The sequence below is a fragment of the Ferruginibacter albus genome, from assembly GCF_020042285.1.
GTDB classification, from domain to species: domain Bacteria; phylum Bacteroidota; class Bacteroidia; order Chitinophagales; family Chitinophagaceae; genus Ferruginibacter; species Ferruginibacter albus.
In genome coordinates this window covers 304620-322640 of the sequence record NZ_CP083388.1, presented here as the reverse complement: position 1 = coordinate 322640, position 18021 = coordinate 304620, and the positions used below count along the sequence as shown (strand labels likewise).

Genomic DNA, 18021 nt, shown 5'->3' with positions numbered 1-18021 from the left:
AATGAAAGTTCTCTACGCCATACAAGCTACAGGCAACGGACATATCAGCCGTGCAACAGAAATCATCCCTCTGCTAAAAAAGAAATGCGATCTCGATATTTTAATAAGTGGAACTGAAGCTGAAGTAAAACTAAACCATGAAGTAAAATATAAACGCAAAGGCTTTAGTTATGTATTTGGTAAAAAAGGAGGCATAGATTTCTACGCTACTTTCAAAAAAATGCAATCTAAAAGATTTGTGAGCGAGATAAAAAATTTTCCTGTTGAAGATTACGATCTGGTAATAAATGATTTTGAACCGGTGAGCGCATGGGCTTGTAAGATCAAGCACGTGCCTTGCGTTTCCATGAGCCATCAATTTGCAATACTTGATAAAAATGCTCCACGCCCGGACAAGTTTGATCCTTTTGCTTTGATGGTTTTAAAATATTATGCGCCTTGTAAAATTGGCGTAGGTTTCCATTTTAAAAAATACAGCGAAAACATTTTTACTCCTGTCATCCGTAAGGAAATTCGCAATGCAGAGATAAGCAACAAAGGGCATTACACTGTTTATTTACCCGCTTACAGCGAAGAAAAACTAATCAAATTTTTAGGTCAGTTCAAAAACGTTCGCTGGCATATATTTTCTAAGCATACCAAAAAATCATTTGTAGAAAAAAATTGCTGGGTACGTCCTGTTAATAATGATGATTTTGCTGAAAGCTTTGTAAGCTGCGAAGGAATCATCAGTGGAGGTGGTTTTGAAACACCGGCAGAAGCTTTATACATGGGCAAAAAGGTCATAGTGATCCCAATGAAGAATCAATATGAACAACATTGTAATGCAGCAGGTGCGAAACAATTTGGTGTACCGGTTTTAAAAAGCCTAAAAAACAAACACGCTGATAAAGTAAAGCATTGGTTGGAAAATGAACAAAATATAAAAGTTGATTTTCCGGATGAGACCGATAAAATAATTGACCTCGTTTTGGCACAAAGAAAATCTTTCAAAAATCTATCAAAGGAAAAATTCAGCGGAGATATTATTCAAAGTCCCGCAGATATCTTTATTCCTAAAGCTGCTTTATAGTTTTCTGTTATTTATTGATAGTAGTTGCAGACAATAATATTTGGGAAGCGGCGGCTACCCGGTGGTCTGCCCTAAAATCTTCTCCCAGGTAATTCGCAATAGTTTGTGGAAACTGTATAGTGTGAATACTGTCTTTTTCTTTTACTTCTCCCAATGGTTGAATATCGGCTCCAAATTCTGCCAACCATGTTTCTTTTGATCCCTTTGCCCAAAAGCCATGGGTTGACCATGTTGTTGGTTTATCGCCTCTTCCATGATCGGTAGTAATAAAAAACAGCGTCTTGTTCTTATAAAATTTATCCGTCTGCGTTAGCTGCCATAGTTCTGCCAAAAATTTATCAAAGAGATTTGCCTGGTTTAAATACAAATCGTATCTGCCATTGTGTGCAAATTCATCTGTTTCGCCAAAGCCAATAAATACAACTTTAGGGTGCTTCTTCTTTATGTATTCTGCAGCTAATGTAAAAGTCAACATGTCACGACGTGTAGCCTCTTTATTTTCATTACTTGTTGCTTCTATATAATTCGTTGCTTTTTCTGTAAGAGTAAGCGTATCATCTTCGCTTTGCTGGTAACCGCAATTTAAAGGAAGATTGCTTGAAGGGTTATTCAATATGTACTTAAATAATTTCCATGAGCCAAATGCGGCAACTTTGTTTTTATATCGATCCGTATTATTTAAGTAATCCAAAAGATTAGAATTGCTGTTATACGTTTTCCTGTTAAGACTTATGAACCAATCGTTATAACCGGTAAGCAATTCGTTGTAACCCGGATAAGATATTTTATAAGGATTTATTACTGACACATCGTTCCCATAGTTTCTGTTGCCCCATAATTGTCCTTTTTGTGCTACGTAATTCCACAAAAAAGGCATTAATTTTTGTCTGCGTTCTTCAGCAGTGTTTGCCCAATACAAGTACCTTAACGTAGCTGTATCGTCCACATATGATGAGTTGAATAAAAGAGAGGAATCTGCACCCGTGAACACTTCCTGCCAACGAAAACCATCTGTAGTAATAATAAAAATGTTAGGACTATTTGTATCCTGGCAAACGGCCGTATTGGCTGCTAGCAGAAAAGCAATTACGAGGTATTTCATTAAGGAGATGTTTTGCAAATTTTATCATCTTATATAATGAAATAGTAAAGGGAAATTTATGCTTGCGTTAAGGAAATTATTTTTTTAATTCTGTCAATAGCTTTTTCGCATCGGCAGATAATTTAGTTGCTGCAGATCTATTATTCTGTATAAAAGTAAATTGACTGCAATCTTCATTGTTCATTTTGAAATAAACATCCTGTACTACTACATTGTTTTTAAAGAAATGAATAGAACCATCATATCCGCAATTTGATTTGCCATTTATAGTTGTAGCTGTAATTGCTTCAGTAAGTTTGTTTAAAGTATCCGTGTTTTTAATGCTTCTTATTGTGGCTACATTGTTTTGATCTCCGGAAAAATATTGAACATATACACTATCTGCATTAGCTATAGTTGCTTTCAATTCTTTATCAGGGTGATTGCAAGACATTGCTATAGCTATTATTGACAAGGCGATTATTATCTTTTTCATGACGCCAAATATACAATTGTTTGCTTCAAGGCGACACACTATAAATACATAAAAAACAAACCACCCGATAAGATTATCGGGTGGTACAAGCTTGAGAAAATTTGCTATTTGCTTAAGGAACTTGTTTGATTGCTATGCTATTAAAATTTTATTAGAAGTTGAACTTAACGCCCATTTGACCTTGCCAACGGCTATTAAGCGGATCAACTGTATAATACTGATTGTTTGAACCTGCAGGCGGCGCCAGGTAGTTAAACGTTGGTAAATAACCGCTTGCCGGTGTGCCTACAGCTTTTCCGTTTGCATCTTTAACAAATTTCAGGAAGTTAACTGTATAGTTATTTACGTTTGTAACAAAGTAAATATGACCCCAATTGTTATTGATGAAATTCAATACGTTCAACATATCAAAGCTTAATACTAAGGTTTTAAACTTGTTTGTTTTGCTTAAATGTATCTCGTGCTGAAGTTTCATATCCAATTGCTGATTCCATGGAGTACGTAAACCATTGCGCTCTGCATATTCGCCTCTGTGATTTTTCAAATAATCATCGCCATTAATGAAGTTGTTTAAATCTGTCCATTGTTGAGCTGCAGTATAAGTTGTTCCATCAGCTTTTTTATAATCAGCTAAGTTGATATCGCTTTGTGCTTTTGGAATATATACCAAAGGAGCATTAGAAGAGTTACCAAAAGGAGCACTTGTGTAAATCAATGAGTAAGGGCTTCCGGATTGATTTGAATAGAAGAATGCAATTGAAGACGTGTGTACATCATTCCATCTAAAGCTACCACCTAATGTTGCTACTATACGATGACGCAAGTCAAAGTTAGAGAATGCCAATGGTGAATTTTCCGGATTTATTGTTGGGTTTAATTCGTAATTACTTTGGAAAGAGTTACGAATTCCGTTACTAACGTCTTTGCTCATTCCATAAGTATAAGCAGCGCTCCAGAAATAATTAAATGAATGTGCTGCACCCAATTTAATATTGTCTGATGTTTTATTGATCTGTGCTGTTAAGTTATAACGGTATCCTTGTGTTGTATTTGTTAAGAAATAGATGTTTGTATAAGCCGAATTGTTTTTAGCACCGGTTGCATAATACGGAGTTTGAGTTGGTCCTGTGCTGAAATATTGTACACCACTGTCTTTGATATTGATCTGCTGGAACATAACATCATACAATGTTTTTGTGTACATCGCATCAAATGTAGCTTTATACCCTTTGCCGAATTTAACATCAACAGCAATGTTTGAACGCCAAACAGTAGGTAATTTAAAGTTATTATCAATTAGATCTACTTCATGCAGTTTAGTTGCATTTGTAGCAGCAGGAATATTTCTTAATGTTGAAATCAATTGTGTTGGGTCAACAGCTAATGGCACTACTGTACCGCTAGAAGGTTTGTAGTCAACATTCCCCAGGTTTGCTCCGCTTAATGTAGCAGCATATCCCATCCATGCAAATGGCATACGACCTACAAATATTCCTGTTCCTCCGCGGATCACTAAAGATTGGTTTCCTTTAACATCAAAGCTAAATCCTAAACGTGGAGATATCGTTACCTGCCCAAGCCACTTATTATTAAATTGGCTAAATGGAGTATGTGAATAAGTTGCACTATCAGCAGGCGCAACATAATTGCGTGTTCCGTTTAAAGCCGGATCTAATGGGAATTGTGAACTTAATAATTTAGAATAATCAAATCTTACACCCGGAGTTATTTTAAAACGTTTGTTAACTGCAATTTCATCTTGTGCATACACACTAAATAAACCTACAGTAAAGTTGCTACCAGGTAAATCATTGTATAAGCCGTTCCTGTTATTTTTTGTTGAATCAAAAGTATAACCGCTACGAATACGAGAAGGGTTGTCTGCAAGGAAAGAATTTAAACCACCTGCATATTCCCAACGACCATTCCATGAGTTGATAAATCCGTAAGAAAGATCATATATCTCATTATGAGTACCGAAAGTGAATTTATTAATTCCTTTATTTAATGTAAAGTTATCCGTCAATTCAACTGTAGATTGCTTCATGTTATAGATAGCAGCTTCTCTCCAGGTACCTAACCAGATACGTCCATTATCGATATCAACAAATGCTGATGCCGGTACACCTGATGCATTACCATTTGAATCTAATGGTGCAGGGAAATCTCTGTATTCATGAACCTTTATATAACTTACAATTAATTGGTTGTTTGCTTCATTGTTGATTTTACTTTTTAACTCGGCAACCAGGTTAAGGTTGTCGGTATGTTGAGTAAAGTCAGTAGAAGAAAATTGAAAATTAGTTGTAGTACGTTCAATGTTATTTCCTGAACCGCTTGTATAAATACCTCTTAATGTTAAACTGTTTTTGTTATTAAGATTAAAATCTAAACGTCCAAAAACCTTATCACTATTAGTAAATACTTTATTTGGTCCATAAGTGCCGGGACTAAAATTGTATTTTTTTAACGCATTAGTTATTTGTTGTGCTTCTAATAAAGTCATTGCAGCACCCGGGTCACCTGCATTATAAAAAGTTGGAACTTCATTACGCGATCCTTCATAGTTTACAATAAAGAAAGCCTTATTTTTCATAATAGGACCGCTTAAGGTTGCCCCGTATTGATGATCGTAATAAGTGTTATATATTTTTGAATTTTTCCCATCAACACTGGTTCCTACTAATGCCTGGTTATGTCCATAAGCATAGATAGATCCATGAAAATCGTTACCGCCACTTTTAGTTACTGCATTTACGCTACCTCCGGTAAAGTTTCCGATTTTCACATCGTATGGAGCCAATTGTACTTGTACTTCCTGAATAACATCTAAGCTGTATGGATTAGTACGTGTACCGGCGCCTGCTGCACCTGATTGACCACCACCACTAACACCACCAAAGGAGTTACTAAAACCGATCGCATCGTTATTAGCAGCACCATCAATAGTTAAGTTATTATAGCGAAAGTTGGAACCGCCATAAGAGTTGTTATTTGATTGAGGAGTTAAACGTGTGAAATCACTTAAGCTACGTCCGATAGTTGGTAAAGCATTTAATTGTGCTCTGCCTATACCTGAACTTCTTTTAGCACCGCTAACAACAACTGCTTCCAAATTTTTGGTGCTTTGTTTTAAAACAACGCTTACATCCGGGTTATTGCCTAAGGTAAGACTAACATTGTCAAATGTTTCTGTAGAAAACCCTGTAAACGATACGGTTATAGTGTAAGGGCCGCCTGCTTTTAAAGTTGGAAACGAAAAAAGCCCTTTTTTGTTCGTTTGTGTAGTGTACGTCGCGCCCGTTGGCTCGTGCTTAACAAGTATTGTAGCTCCTTGAACCAGAGTGCCTTTTTCATCGCTAACATTTCCACTTAACGTGGCTGAGGTTTCTTGAGAAAAAACATTTGTGGTAATAAGGGAAAATACTGTAAGCAAAGAAAATAGTAATTGCTTTGTCTTCATGCTAGTTAATTTTTGCGCAAAGAGACGTCTTAACAATTATGCCAATGTTACGTAAAGGTTACCAAATTGTTAAGTGATGCTGGAATGTATAAATAAAAAAAGCTACTCGATTGAGTAGCTTTTTTATATACATTATTAAAATATTATATTATGGAGCTGCATCCCACCATACTCTATCTGTAATTTTAACATTAGTATTCTCAGGTTGTGGGTTTGAGGTCACTTCTTGAGTACCAAACTGAAATCTTCTTGGAATGGTAGTAATTCCAGCTTCAGGATTTGCTACTATAGTTAAATTAGGATAGCCTGTTCTACGCCAGTCGTTGAAATTTTCAATAGAGAGAAGATCTGCAATTGACTTTTCTTCCATAATTCTTTGTAAAGCGTTGCCATCTGTTAATGTACCTCTTGCAGCCAGGTAAGCAGTTACATTAGGATCACTTGCGCTAAGTCCCAATTTAACCATATTATCTGTAATAGCTTGTTGATAAATTGGCTGTGCTGCAGCAGCTCCAGACACTCTAAAAGTAGCTTCTGCTTTTATGAATTCAAGCTCTGAATAAGGAAGGATTGCAATGGGAGCTGAAGCTCCCGTAGTGATAACATCATTGATATCAGCTCCTCCTAAGGAATATCCTAAAGTTGAATAAATTGTAACATCAGGAACAACATCGGAAGTGCTTATTCTACCTAAATAACTGTCTTGTGAACCTTTATTAGCAATGATAGGTAAACGTGGATCCGATCTGGCAATTAAAGAATCAATTAAAGTTGCGCCCAACACAACACCCCCCTGAGCTAGTTCTGTATTTTTATACCAAGGAGTTTCCTGACCTGCAGATCCCGTATAAAAATTTGCGGTAGCCTCATCATCTGTACCTGTAAAGGCATGATCTAATGCAGCTAAAGCTAAGTTTGATTGAGTAACTGCATCATGACCAGGTGCTTTAGTCAAATGAATGTAGTGTCTTGCTTTTAAAGCATAAGCAAATTTTTCCCATTTGCTCATATCTCCATGAAACAAGAAATCATCGTCACCAGGAACAGAAAGTCCTGGATCTAACTGATTCTCAGCAATAGCGCTATCCAACATGGCTTGAATTGCAGTATAAATATCTTCCTGTTTGTCATATTTTGCATGCAAATTACCATCAAAAGCCTCACTATAAGCCACATCACCCCACATGTCTGTAGTAACTCCTATTGAATACGCCATCAATACTTTTGATATCACGCCATAAGAATGGTCGTTATTAGCTTTCGCTACATCCCCCATTCTTTTAATGTTCTGCATTAAATTATAGTATATATCACCAAATGAGTACTCGCCGTCTCCAGTAGTGAATTTATAACTTTCAAATTGCGGCAATGGCTGGTTTAAAGATATCTGCTGCATCCAGTAAGAAGTTATTTCCGCTATCCCTGATGTGTTTTGTACGGAAAAAGATCCTCCGGCAACAACAGTAGAAACGTCAACAATTACGGGAGGCAGAATCAAAGACTCAGGCGCCTGAAGAGGGTTATTAGGATCCGTGTTAACATCTAAGAATTTCTTACACCCTCCCATCGTAAGAATTGTTGCTGTTAAAACTAGACTGTATATTATTTTCTTTTTCATTTGAAAAATTTTAAAATGAATGATTGGAGTTTTAATTAGAATGTTGCTTTTACACCTACGATATAAGACCTGGTTGTTGGCGTTTGAAAATTAGTAACTCCTTGTCCATTATCTCCTCCTGAAACACTCGCTTCCGGATCACTACCTGTATAATGAGGAAGATAGAACCACAAATTATTTCCACTAAAACTAATTGTCAAAGATTTAAAAGGAGTTTTTCTAATTGCTCCAAAAGTATAAGCAGCTGTTACATTACGCAGTTTAACATATGTTCCATCTTCTATGTTAGACTCTGTTATACTTGAAATTGTACTCCAGTAATCCTGTGCACTAACAGGTGTGGTATTAGGCAATCCTGAACTTGCATAAACCGAATTACCAACAACAAAAGGCTTATCTCTGTTGGCCTCTGTTATTTTTGAAGTTCCATAAAACCACATATAGTTATCATCCAAATTCAAAATATCGCCTCCTTTTTTATAATCAATCAAGAAGCTAAGTGATAATCTTTTGTAAGTAAATGTATTTGAAAGTCCCATAGTAAAATCAGGATTAGTATTACCTATTGGTCCAAAATCTGTTGAAGAGATCGGTAATCCATCATCCCCTACTTCAATTTGTCCTTTATCATTTCTTACATATTGTAGTCCGTATAATATTCCGTACGGTTGATCTTTAAACAGAAAAACACCTGCATTACCAAATCCACCTAACTGAATACTATTAACACCTGGTCCTAAAGTAATTACCTTACTACGTATACGAGTAAAATTCAAATTTACATCCCATGTAAAGTTTTTGGTTTTTACAGGATTTCCACTTATTAAAAACTCTATCCCTTTGTTTTGAATTTGTCCCACATTTTGAAAACCAGTAAAGAAACCAGAAGTAGATGCAATAGGAGTCTGACTTAAGAGGTTTTTAGATTCTCTATCGAAGTAAGACCCATCAAATGAAAGACGATTCTTAAGGAATTTCAATTCTAATCCCACTTCAAATTCGTTCAAACTTTCATTTATTAAATTAGGATTACCCAATGCAGTGGTAAGTTTTGCCCCATTAACACCATTGTATGGGAAATTAACATTGTTTATTGCAGGCATATTGGTACCTAATAAAAATGGTGTACTTAGTGAATAAGGAGATAAATTATCATTACCCACTGCAGAATAAGAAATACGCACTTTACCAAAACTAAACGCATCACTCTTATTCATAAGTTCCGTAAAAATAAATCCTAGCCCGGCAGAACCATAAGGATAATATTGCTTATCAGGGTTAAGAACCGAAGTACCATCATATCTTCCGGTTAAGCTCAGATCCAACATTTTTTTATACTCCAGGTTAGCTTGTGCATAGTAACCTACTTTTCTATATCGTACTACATTATCGCTTGATAATATAGTACCTGCATTACTAATATTATAAAAACCAGGAAGTGCAAGACCTACTCCCGATTGAACATAAGTATCTGTAAATTGAGAAAGAAGATTATTACCTAACAATAAAGATCCATAAAGATCTTTAGACAGCTCTTTATGAAAACTAATAATAAAGTCATGATTAAACTGACGATAATCTTCCAAGCGGTTTGAAACCCCACCGGCACCGCTAAATACGCCGTTATTAATTGTGCTGGCTTCATAATACCTTGAATTGTCTGCAAAGATATCGGTACCAACACGCTCTGTGATAGTTAACCATTTAGTTGGAGTATATACAAAACTTGCAACAGGTATAAAACGATTTACTGTTGATTGAAAGCCAGAATTATCAAGCACGAAAAAAGGATTGTTTCTTGACAAGGTTCTGTACAATCTTTGAGTACCATCAGGCCATGTTGCAGGAAGCGGGTCCCATGTAATAGGTGCAGGGTAAATAGCCCATATCGGATTACTTAAACCATTACCTTCCTGTGTTCTATCATTAACTGTATTTACATAGTTAATTTCTATGTTTGCAGTTAAATTACTAGTGATCTGATTAGAGAACTTAGCAAAAAATGCATTTCTTGTAAATGCTGTTGTAGGTATTATACCTTCATTATTTAGATAAGAATAAGAGATTAGATAATTTGATTTTTCAGACCCTCCCGAAATACTGATATTATTATCTGTGGTTTTACCGGTTCTAAAAAATATGGCTCTTGGATCATATGTTTTAACAGGCGATCCATCAACCTTTAAAGTATCAACTCTTGCTCCCCAGGATTGGCTGCTGGCTGTACCTTGAATACTTCCATTGATAAATAAACCATCAAGCCCCTGAGAATATTTATTTTGATATTCAGCCAAAATAGCGTTATCAAATTTCAGGCTGGAACTAATACTTACTGTAGGTTTTGAAGATTTTCCTCCTCCTGTTTTTGTGGTAATGATAATAGCTCCTCTTGCAGCTTGTGCACCATATAAGGCAGTAGCAGCACCTCCTTTCAATACGTTTACAGATTCAATTATGCTTGGGTCAAGGTCAATTGCCCTGTTTGAGGTACTTCCCTGATTAAGCCTTACATTATTAGCCCCTTGTCCAAAGACATCAATTGCGCCCGACTCTTCATTGCTGATAGGAACCCCATCTATTACAAACAAAGGCTGATTTTCTCCTAAAAGAGATGTAGCTCCTCTAATTACAATACGGGAAGGGCTACCTGGCATACCGCTTGAATTAATTACAGAAACACCGGAAACCTTTCCTGCAAGAGCATTTACCAAATTATCTTGCTTTGCTTGTACAACACTTTCACCGTTTACTTCCTGCGTACTATACGTAAGCTGCCTTTTTTCTCTTTTAATACCTAAGGCGGTTACAACAACTTCCGTTAAATTCTGAGTTGCCTTTTCAAGCGAGACTGAAACTGTCTCACCTGCAGATACTTTAATTGTTTTAGGAGTAAACCCCACTCCTGAAATTTCAAGAGTAGCAGAAGAGCCCGTAATATCAACTGTAAATGAACCATCAGCCGCCGTACTGGCTCCCGATGTTGTTCCTTTTACTTTTACTGATATCGAGGATAATGGTGAACCATCTTTAGAATCAGTCACTTTTCCTTTTACCTGCGACTGAGCAAAGACGAGTGCAGTGCTACATAAGAGCACTGTCAATAGTAATGCAATTTTTCTCATAGCTTTGTTTTACGTTATCAATAATAAGTTAAATTTAGATAATCTTTAACAAAAAACAAGACAAGGTGAATTTTTTTTTTGCTGCGTGAAATAAAAAAAATTCAAAAAAGATGTTTTTTGACATATTGTTTTTAGCGTGTACTCAATGTTTTTAGCTTTTATTTAATTATTTTCTAAATATCATCTCAGTTACTTAAAACTAATTCAAATTAATCTTATTATAATTAATAAATGTTACATTGCCTCTCCACCGTACAAAACTTGCATAATAAGAATATTTAAAAAATAATAACATATCATATTAACTAATAGTTATCATTGATAAAGTTTTTACGGGTATCTACAATAACTCTATTTTTGCGCCAATTTTAAACTAACGGTTATGGCATTAAATTCCATTCTTAAAATATTTTTACCTAAAGACAGGGTTTTTTATCAGTTATTTGAAAGCGTTGCGGAAGAGCTGATCAAAATGGGTGAAAAGTTAAAAGAAGTTGTAAACGAACCAGACTTTGATAAGCGTGCGCAATTGATACAGGAAATAGAAGACATGGAGCATGTGAATGATGATTACACTCACAATATTTTTACAGAGCTAGGTAAAAACTTCATTACTCCTTTCGATAGAGAAGATATTCACTACCTGGCATCTGCACTGGATGATATTGCAGACTATATTTATGCTTCTGCCAAAAAAATAAACTTTTACCGCGTTAATCCAAATGATACAGGCATGCAAAAAATGGCAGAGTTAATTGCTGCCGGATGCCATCATGTATATAAAGCCGTAATTGAATTGCGCAATATGAAAAACATGCGCCAGATCACAGATGCTTTGGTTGCAATCAACAGCATAGAAAACCAGGCTGATGATATTTTTGATATGAGTATTGAGCGTTTGTTTGCTGTTGAAACTGATGCAAAAGAAGTAATTAAAAAAAGAGAAATATACCAGGTAATGGAGATTGTTACTGATAAATGCGAGGATGCCGGTAATGTTATAGAATCGATCATTGTTAAATACGCATAACAACTAACGCTCAACGAAAATTTCCAAATTAATTTTTTATGGTATTATTAGTAGTGATCATCGTTTTATGCGTCATTTTCGACTTCATTAATGGTTTTCACGATGCGGCTAACTCTATAGCCACTATTGTTTCTACTAAAGTGCTTACACCATTCCAGGCAGTTGTGTGGGCAGCTGTTTTTAATTTTGTAGCGTATTATATTTTCACCGATTTTAAAGTAGCTGATACGGTTGCTAAAACCGTTCATAAAGATTCTATCACTCTTTTAGTGATACTGTCGGGTGTAATTGCAGCCATCATCTGGAATTTAATTACCTGGTGGTATGGCATACCTTCTTCCTCTTCTCATACTTTAATCGGAGGTTTTGCCGGTGCTGCAGTTGCTTATAATGGTTTTGGAAGCATTGATTCCGGAAGTATTTATAAAACGGTTCTTTTTATTGTCTTGGCTCCGTTAATAGGAATGATCATATCCATTATTATCACATTAATATTTGTACAAAAAAGTGTGTGGGTCAAGGTAGGAATTCTGGCAGTTATTATGTTGACATGCTTTTTCTTTGTTCCTTTTGAACACAGCAAAAAAGGAATGTTTGAAAAATACGCTTTGCTTTCCCTTGGCATCATATTCATATGCGCCTTCTTATATAATTATTTTAAAGGAGAGAATGCTTACCGAACAGCTAACATGTATAAAAAACTGCAGTTGGTTTCGTCAGCTGCATTAAGTGTAGGTCATGGTGGCAGCGATGCACAAAAAGTAATGGGTATTATTGCAGCATCATTGGTTACAATGGGGCATTACAGTAATGTTGGAGATGCTTTATCTCACGCCGAATGGATACCTCTTACTTGTTATTCTGCAATAGCGCTTGGTACAATGAGCGGTGGATGGAAAATTGTAAAAACGATGGGTACCAAAATTACCAAAGTAACTCCACTGGAAGGCGTGTGTGCTGAAACAGCCGGCGCTATTACATTATTTACTGCTGCTAATTTAGGAGCTCCCGTTAGTACTACTCATACAATAACCGGTTCTATTATGGGTGTTGGCGCTACCAAAAGGCTAAGTGCTGTACGTTGGGGGGTTACTATCAATCTTATTTGGGCATGGATATTAACCATTCCTGTAAGTGCATTATTAGCGATGATAGTATATCACATACTGCATCTGTTTATAAAATAGCATAATATTTTATATAAAAATTTCTTCATAGCTTATTCTCAGTAAGCGATTTTCTTTTTCTTTGCAACATGAAAAAAATTCTTGTCACAGGTGGATGTGGTTATATTGGTGTTCACACTATTGTTGATCTGATACAAAATGGTTATGATGTTATTTCGATAGACAACAACTCAAGAAGCAATGCTTTCATTTTAGAGGGGGCAGAAAAAATTACAGGTAAGAAAATAAAAAACTACAGAATTGATCTGTGCAATTTTGATGATACCCGTGCAGTATTTGAAGAGAATAAAGATATAAAAGGGATCATTCATTTTGCAGCATACAAAGCTGTTGGTGAATCGGTTGAAAATCCATTGATGTATTTTGATAACAATATGACTTCATTGGTAAACATTTTAAAATGTATGCAGGAGTTCAATATTTCAAACTTTGTGTTTTCTTCTTCCTGCACTGTTTATGGCAACCCCGATTCAATTCCTGTAACAGAATCATTTCCTTTACGTCCTGCCGAATCACCATATGGACATACTAAACAAATGGGTGAAATTGTAGTTTCCGAAACCGTTAAAAACGGAAATAACAAGGCTATTTTGCTTAGATATTTCAATCCTGTTGGCGCTCATCCATCAACAAATATTGGTGAAATTCCGTTGGGAAAACCGGCTAATTTAGTACCGGCTATTACCCAAACTGCTATCGGTAAAATTCCCGTAATGCATGTTTATGGAACCGATTATCCAACACGTGATGGAAGCTGTGTACGCGATTATATTCATGTATGCGATATTGCCCATGCGCATACATTGGCGTTACATTATCTTATAGAAAATAAAAATAAAACCAATTGCGATGTGTTTAATTTAGGTACAGGTAATGGCTACACTGTACTGGAAGTTATCGCCGCATTTGAAAAAGTATCAGGCGTTAAATTAAATTATACATTAGGTCCTCGTCGCAATGGAGATGTTATTGCTATTTATGCAAATAACGATAAGGCAAAAAATGAACTCAACTGGACGCCTCAATACGATATTGACCAAATGATGGCAACTGCCTGGAAATGGGAGCAAAAAATTAAAAACGATGAAAACTTTTTTGGCGGTAAAAACGCTGTGCTGAATTAAATGAATGGTGAATTTTCAATAGTGAAATTTCGCCCGCTCATTCTTTAACACATTTTCATCATTGCCTATTCACTATTGACAATCCTTCTTTGCAAAAATTCAATTATCTTGCGCTCCCTTTATAAATACGATTTTTTATGTTGAATGATATCCAGGTAACAGGTAATAAAGATACCCGCAGTGGTTTTGGTGATGGCATTGTAGAAGCAGCCAAAAAAAATGAAAATGTTGTAGCATTAACCGCCGACTTAGCGGGTTCATTAAAATTAAATGATTTTATAAAACAATTTCCTGAAAGATATATCCAGTGCGGTATTGCAGAAGCAAACATGATAGGTATTGCAGCCGGATTAACTATCGGCGGTAAAATTCCCTATACAACTACTTTTGCAAACTTTTCAACCGGGCGTGTTTACGATCAGATCCGTCAATCTGTTGCGTACAGTAGAAAAAACGTAAAGATCTGTGCATCGCATGCAGGGTTAACATTAGGAGAAGATGGTGCTACACACCAAATATTGGAAGATATTGGCTTAATGAAGATGCTACCGGGAATGACAGTTATTGTTCCTGCCGATTATAATCAAACAAAAGCGGCTACTATTGCAATCGCTGAATATGAGGGTCCGGTCTATTTACGTTTTGGTCGTCCTGTTTGGCCAATATTTACAAAAGAAGAAGATTTTGTAATTGGTAAAGCACAAAAGTTTTCTGATGGTAAAGATGTAAGCATTTTTGCCTGCGGTCATTTAGTATGGAAAGCGATCGAAGCCGGAAAAATTTTAGAAGCAAAAGGAATCAGTGTAGAAGTGATCAATATTCATACGATCAAACCACTGGATACAGAAGCTGTATTAGCATCTATTACCAAAACCAAATGCGCCGTTACTTGCGAAGAACATAACATCATTGGCGGTTTAGGTGACAGCATTTCGCAGGTAGCAACTAAAAATTTACCTATACCTATTGAATATGTAGGCACTAACGATACATTTGGCGAAAGTGGTAAACCTACAGAATTGCTTACTAAATATGGTTTAGATGAAAACCATATTGTGGCTGCTGCTGAAAAAGCAATTGCAAGAAAATCAAAATAATTAAACCGGTATTTTTAAAATATTTAAAGCCAATCGTTTGATTGGCTTTCTTATTGTATTTTTATGCTTTAGATATATGGCAGTAACACATCTTAGCGATCAGGAACTATTGCTCCAATTTAAAGACCCTGCCACCAGGGAAAGAGGGTATACGGGTATTATAAAAAAATACCAGGAACGTTTATACTGGCATATCCGCAGAATGGTGGTAGAGCATGAAGATGCGAACGACGTACTGCAGAATATGTTTATTAAAGTGTGGAAGGGATTGGATAATTTTAGAGAGGACAGTCAATTATACACGTGGCTGTACCGTATAGCTACCAATGAAAGCCTTACTTTTTTAGAGCAGAAAAAAAGAAAAAGCGCTATTTCGCTAAGCGACGTAGAAAACGGATTAAGCAACCAGTTAAAAGCAGATAAAAATTTTGATGCTAATAAGCTGGAATGGAAGCTGCAACTGGCTATTCAGCAACTGCCTGAAAAACAACGAATCGTTTTCAATCTCAGGTATTATGATGAAATGCCTTACGAAGAAATGAGCCGTGTGCTGGAAACCAGTGAGGGCGCACTTAAAGCAAGCTATCATCACGCAGTAAAAAAGATAGAGAATTTTATACTAAACAGTAATTAAACTTGGTGCATGTGTCAACGTCTTACAGAAAATGAATTTGAATGATGACATAAGGAGTGAATTAAAAGAACTAAGTCCTTTTATAGCCGACATGGAAAAAACAAATGTTTTTACCGTGCCGGATGATTATTTTTCTGTACTTCCAGAAACCTTATTGGCTTGTGTAACTGACAATAACAACACTTGTGTAGACAATATCTCTAAAGAAATGAAAGCTGCTGTTCCGGAAGGTTACTTCGATGATCTGTCCAACCAGATCCTCAATAGAATAAAACAGCAAAATGAAAGCAGTGATGAAGAAATAAAAAGCTTATCGCCTCTATTACATAGCATTAAAGGAGAACAGGTATTCCGGGTTCCTGCCAACTATTTTCAATCTTTACCAGATATCGTTCTTGCCAAAACAAAACCACAGCCTGCCAAAGTTATTTCAATGCACAAGCGTAATTCTTTTATAAGATACGCTGCGGCTGCAGTAATAACCGGTGCACTTGCGGTGGGAGTTTATAAATTTACAGGCAGTAACCATACAGGCGTACAATTGGCATCATTAGATCCAACGGTGGAAACAGGCATTAAAATGAACCAGCAGCAATTTGATGATGCGCTGAATAACTTGCCGGCAGATGCCATTACGAATTACCTGGAAAAATATGGCAACGATGATGATATGGCAGCTATATCGTCAAGCATTGATGAAAATGCATTGCCAAATGCAGATGATTATTTTATAGACGATAAAACGCTGGATAATTTTTTAGAGAAAACCACTATCAACCAAACTAATAATTAAGCCGGAAGCATGAAGAAAATCTATTTACTAATATCTTTTTTATTCGTAATCAGCTTTGTAAAAGCGCAAAACGGGCAACCCGGAAACAGGCAGCAGAATATTGAAGCGTTAAAGGTTGCGTTTATTAGTAAAGAGTTGAATCTTACTCCACAGGAAGCTGAAAAATTCTGGCCGGTTTACAACCAATACTCACAAGAAACAAAAGCGATTTATAAAAGCTATCACGATAATCCTGACGTAATTGGGCGTGATGAAAAGATCTTGAACGTAAGAAAAAGCTATAAAGAACGCTTTATTGCTATTATTGGTGCTGATAGGACCAATAAATTATTTGATGCCGAAAATCGTTTCCGGGAACTGTTAATCAAGCAATTACGGAATCGTAAAGCTGACGGTAATCAGCATTTCCTTCGCCAAAGCCTGCGCCGTAGCTAATCCTCAAAAAATTTTAACTTTTTATTTGGAATCTATGTTTTTTGATATAGATTTGTAGTAGGTGTTTTTCATAGGTTAGCAACGGCCAGCTCTGTTTAGAGCAGGCCTTTTTTTTATCCTAAAATTTAAACACCGGGGATTTTATATCGTGGTAAAAAAGAAATGTCCATTTTTCCTGTTGTCCCTTTTGCCACCATTGCTGCCGAAGCTCCATGCATTTCTTTCCATCATAATCATACTTTGCAATAAACTTGCTTTTCATCTGCTGTAGTTGAGGCGCATCATCTCCGCCAAAAAATATTATCTCACCATTTTCTTCTATCCAAAACACCTGGTGAAATGGAGAGTGTGCACCGGTAACTTCATATTTTATATAATCATCAATAATTCCATTACCCTGCGTTAGCACCACATGATCTGAATCTTTCAACATCGCAAAATCTTTTGTTATATAAGATGGACTTCCCTTTGATAAGGCATACTCCAGTTCATCTTTATTCAGATAATATTTGGCATTGGGAAAACTGTAAAAACGTTGATGTAAAATTTCATCTTCTTTACTTATGCCGCCTGCATGATCCTTATGCAAATGCGACATCAATACTTTTGTTACATCTGCAGGATTAATCCCATTATCCAATAAGTTTTGATGAATTTGCAATACGCCGTTCTTATTATTAAACCCAAGCCCTGTATCTATTAATAAAATATCTTTTGACGTAATAATAGCGAATGGCTGAATTTCTACCAACAGGCTTCCTGTTGGCCGCTGTTGCAGATCATCTTTATTTAATTCAAAAGGAATAAACTGTTTTGTTTTATCAACCGTAAATGCGCCTTCACCTAATGGAAATATCTTCATATCAAAG

The 18021-nt window shown here is 36.0% G+C and carries 14 protein-coding genes; 8 read left to right on the top strand and 6 right to left on the bottom strand.

What is annotated here, in order from left to right:
• Position 1: 1 nt before the first annotated feature.
• Positions 2-1072: a glycosyltransferase family protein gene (locus K9M53_RS01420; RefSeq protein ID WP_224017279.1), complete on the top strand. Its 1071-nt coding sequence runs from the start codon at positions 2-4 to the stop codon at positions 1070-1072.
• Between the two features lie 7 nt (positions 1073-1079).
• Here K9M53_RS01420 and K9M53_RS01415 read toward each other — a convergent pair whose 3' ends face one another.
• The 5 genes from K9M53_RS01415 to K9M53_RS01395 all read right to left on the bottom strand — a co-directional run bounded on the left by K9M53_RS01415 (position 1080) and on the right by K9M53_RS01395 (position 10852).
• Positions 1080-2174, bottom strand: a complete 1095-nt coding sequence (locus K9M53_RS01415; RefSeq protein WP_224017278.1) for a hypothetical protein — start codon at positions 2172-2174, stop codon at positions 1080-1082.
• A gap of 76 nt (positions 2175-2250) precedes the next feature.
• A complete protein-coding gene (locus K9M53_RS01410; RefSeq protein ID WP_224017277.1) occupies positions 2251-2649 on the bottom strand; it encodes a hypothetical protein in 399 nt (132 codons plus the stop codon).
• Positions 2650-2800: 151 nt separating this feature from the next.
• Entirely contained in the window at positions 2801-6112 is a 3312-nt protein-coding gene (locus tag K9M53_RS01405) for a TonB-dependent receptor (RefSeq protein WP_224017276.1), read from the bottom strand.
• A 148-nt stretch (positions 6113-6260) separates the two neighbouring features.
• Positions 6261-7730, bottom strand: a complete 1470-nt coding sequence (locus tag K9M53_RS01400) for a SusD/RagB family nutrient-binding outer membrane lipoprotein (RefSeq protein ID WP_224017275.1) — start codon at positions 7728-7730, stop codon at positions 6261-6263.
• A gap of 35 nt (positions 7731-7765) precedes the next feature.
• Positions 7766-10852 (bottom strand): SusC/RagA family TonB-linked outer membrane protein, encoded by a 3087-nt coding sequence (locus K9M53_RS01395; protein WP_224017274.1) that lies wholly within the window; start codon positions 10850-10852, stop codon positions 7766-7768.
• A gap of 382 nt (positions 10853-11234) precedes the next feature.
• Here K9M53_RS01395 and K9M53_RS01390 point away from each other — a divergent pair, with 382 nt between their 5' ends.
• The 7 genes from K9M53_RS01390 (at position 11235) to K9M53_RS01360 (ending at position 17152) form a co-directional block, all read left to right on the top strand.
• Positions 11235-11882: a DUF47 domain-containing protein gene (locus K9M53_RS01390; RefSeq protein WP_224017273.1), complete on the top strand. Its 648-nt coding sequence runs from the start codon at positions 11235-11237 to the stop codon at positions 11880-11882.
• 38 nt (positions 11883-11920) lie between these two features.
• On the top strand, positions 11921-13069 hold the full coding sequence (locus K9M53_RS01385; protein WP_224017272.1) for an inorganic phosphate transporter: 1149 nt from the start codon (positions 11921-11923) through the stop codon (positions 13067-13069).
• A 68-nt stretch (positions 13070-13137) separates the two neighbouring features.
• Entirely contained in the window at positions 13138-14193 is a 1056-nt protein-coding gene (galE, locus tag K9M53_RS01380) for a UDP-glucose 4-epimerase GalE (RefSeq protein WP_224017271.1), read from the top strand.
• Positions 14194-14330: 137 nt separating this feature from the next.
• On the top strand, positions 14331-15290 hold the full coding sequence (locus tag K9M53_RS01375) for a transketolase family protein (RefSeq protein WP_224017270.1): 960 nt from the start codon (positions 14331-14333) through the stop codon (positions 15288-15290).
• Positions 15291-15366: 76 nt separating this feature from the next.
• Positions 15367-15924, top strand: a complete 558-nt coding sequence (locus K9M53_RS01370) for an RNA polymerase sigma factor (RefSeq protein ID WP_224017269.1) — start codon at positions 15367-15369, stop codon at positions 15922-15924.
• 31 nt (positions 15925-15955) lie between these two features.
• Positions 15956-16717, top strand: a complete 762-nt coding sequence (locus tag K9M53_RS01365; protein ID WP_224017268.1) for a hypothetical protein — start codon at positions 15956-15958, stop codon at positions 16715-16717.
• 9 nt (positions 16718-16726) lie between these two features.
• Positions 16727-17152 carry a hypothetical protein gene (locus K9M53_RS01360; protein ID WP_224017266.1) on the top strand — a complete coding sequence of 142 codons (426 nt, stop codon included), beginning with the start codon at positions 16727-16729 and terminating at the stop codon, positions 17150-17152.
• A gap of 118 nt (positions 17153-17270) precedes the next feature.
• On the opposite strand, the gene K9M53_RS01355 is transcribed toward K9M53_RS01360, so the two are convergent.
• Positions 17271-18014, bottom strand: a complete 744-nt coding sequence (locus K9M53_RS01355; protein ID WP_224017264.1) for an MBL fold metallo-hydrolase — start codon at positions 18012-18014, stop codon at positions 17271-17273.
• Between the last annotated feature and the right edge of the window lie 7 nt (positions 18015-18021).

Excerpts from the sequence above, each read along its gene's own strand:
- K9M53_RS01420 (WP_224017279.1), top strand. The coding sequence starts at position 2 with ATGAAAGTTCTCTACGCCATACAAGCTACAGGCAACGGACATATCAGC.
- K9M53_RS01415 (WP_224017278.1), bottom strand. The coding sequence starts at position 2,174 with ATGAAATACCTCGTAATTGCTTTTCTGCTAGCAGCCAATACGGCCGTT.
- K9M53_RS01410 (WP_224017277.1), bottom strand. The coding sequence starts at position 2,649 with ATGAAAAAGATAATAATCGCCTTGTCAATAATAGCTATAGCAATGTCT.
- K9M53_RS01405 (WP_224017276.1), bottom strand. The coding sequence starts at position 6,112 with ATGAAGACAAAGCAATTACTATTTTCTTTGCTTACAGTATTTTCCCTT.
- K9M53_RS01400 (WP_224017275.1), bottom strand. The coding sequence starts at position 7,730 with ATGAAAAAGAAAATAATATACAGTCTAGTTTTAACAGCAACAATTCTT.
- K9M53_RS01395 (WP_224017274.1), bottom strand. The coding sequence starts at position 10,852 with ATGAGAAAAATTGCATTACTATTGACAGTGCTCTTATGTAGCACTGCA.
- K9M53_RS01390 (WP_224017273.1), top strand. The coding sequence starts at position 11,235 with ATGGCATTAAATTCCATTCTTAAAATATTTTTACCTAAAGACAGGGTT.
- K9M53_RS01385 (WP_224017272.1), top strand. The coding sequence starts at position 11,921 with ATGGTATTATTAGTAGTGATCATCGTTTTATGCGTCATTTTCGACTTC.
- galE (WP_224017271.1), top strand. The coding sequence starts at position 13,138 with ATGAAAAAAATTCTTGTCACAGGTGGATGTGGTTATATTGGTGTTCAC.
- K9M53_RS01375 (WP_224017270.1), top strand. The coding sequence starts at position 14,331 with ATGTTGAATGATATCCAGGTAACAGGTAATAAAGATACCCGCAGTGGT.
- K9M53_RS01370 (WP_224017269.1), top strand. The coding sequence starts at position 15,367 with ATGGCAGTAACACATCTTAGCGATCAGGAACTATTGCTCCAATTTAAA.
- K9M53_RS01365 (WP_224017268.1), top strand. The coding sequence starts at position 15,956 with ATGAATTTGAATGATGACATAAGGAGTGAATTAAAAGAACTAAGTCCT.
- K9M53_RS01360 (WP_224017266.1), top strand. The coding sequence starts at position 16,727 with ATGAAGAAAATCTATTTACTAATATCTTTTTTATTCGTAATCAGCTTT.
- K9M53_RS01355 (WP_224017264.1), bottom strand. The coding sequence starts at position 18,014 with ATGAAGATATTTCCATTAGGTGAAGGCGCATTTACGGTTGATAAAACA.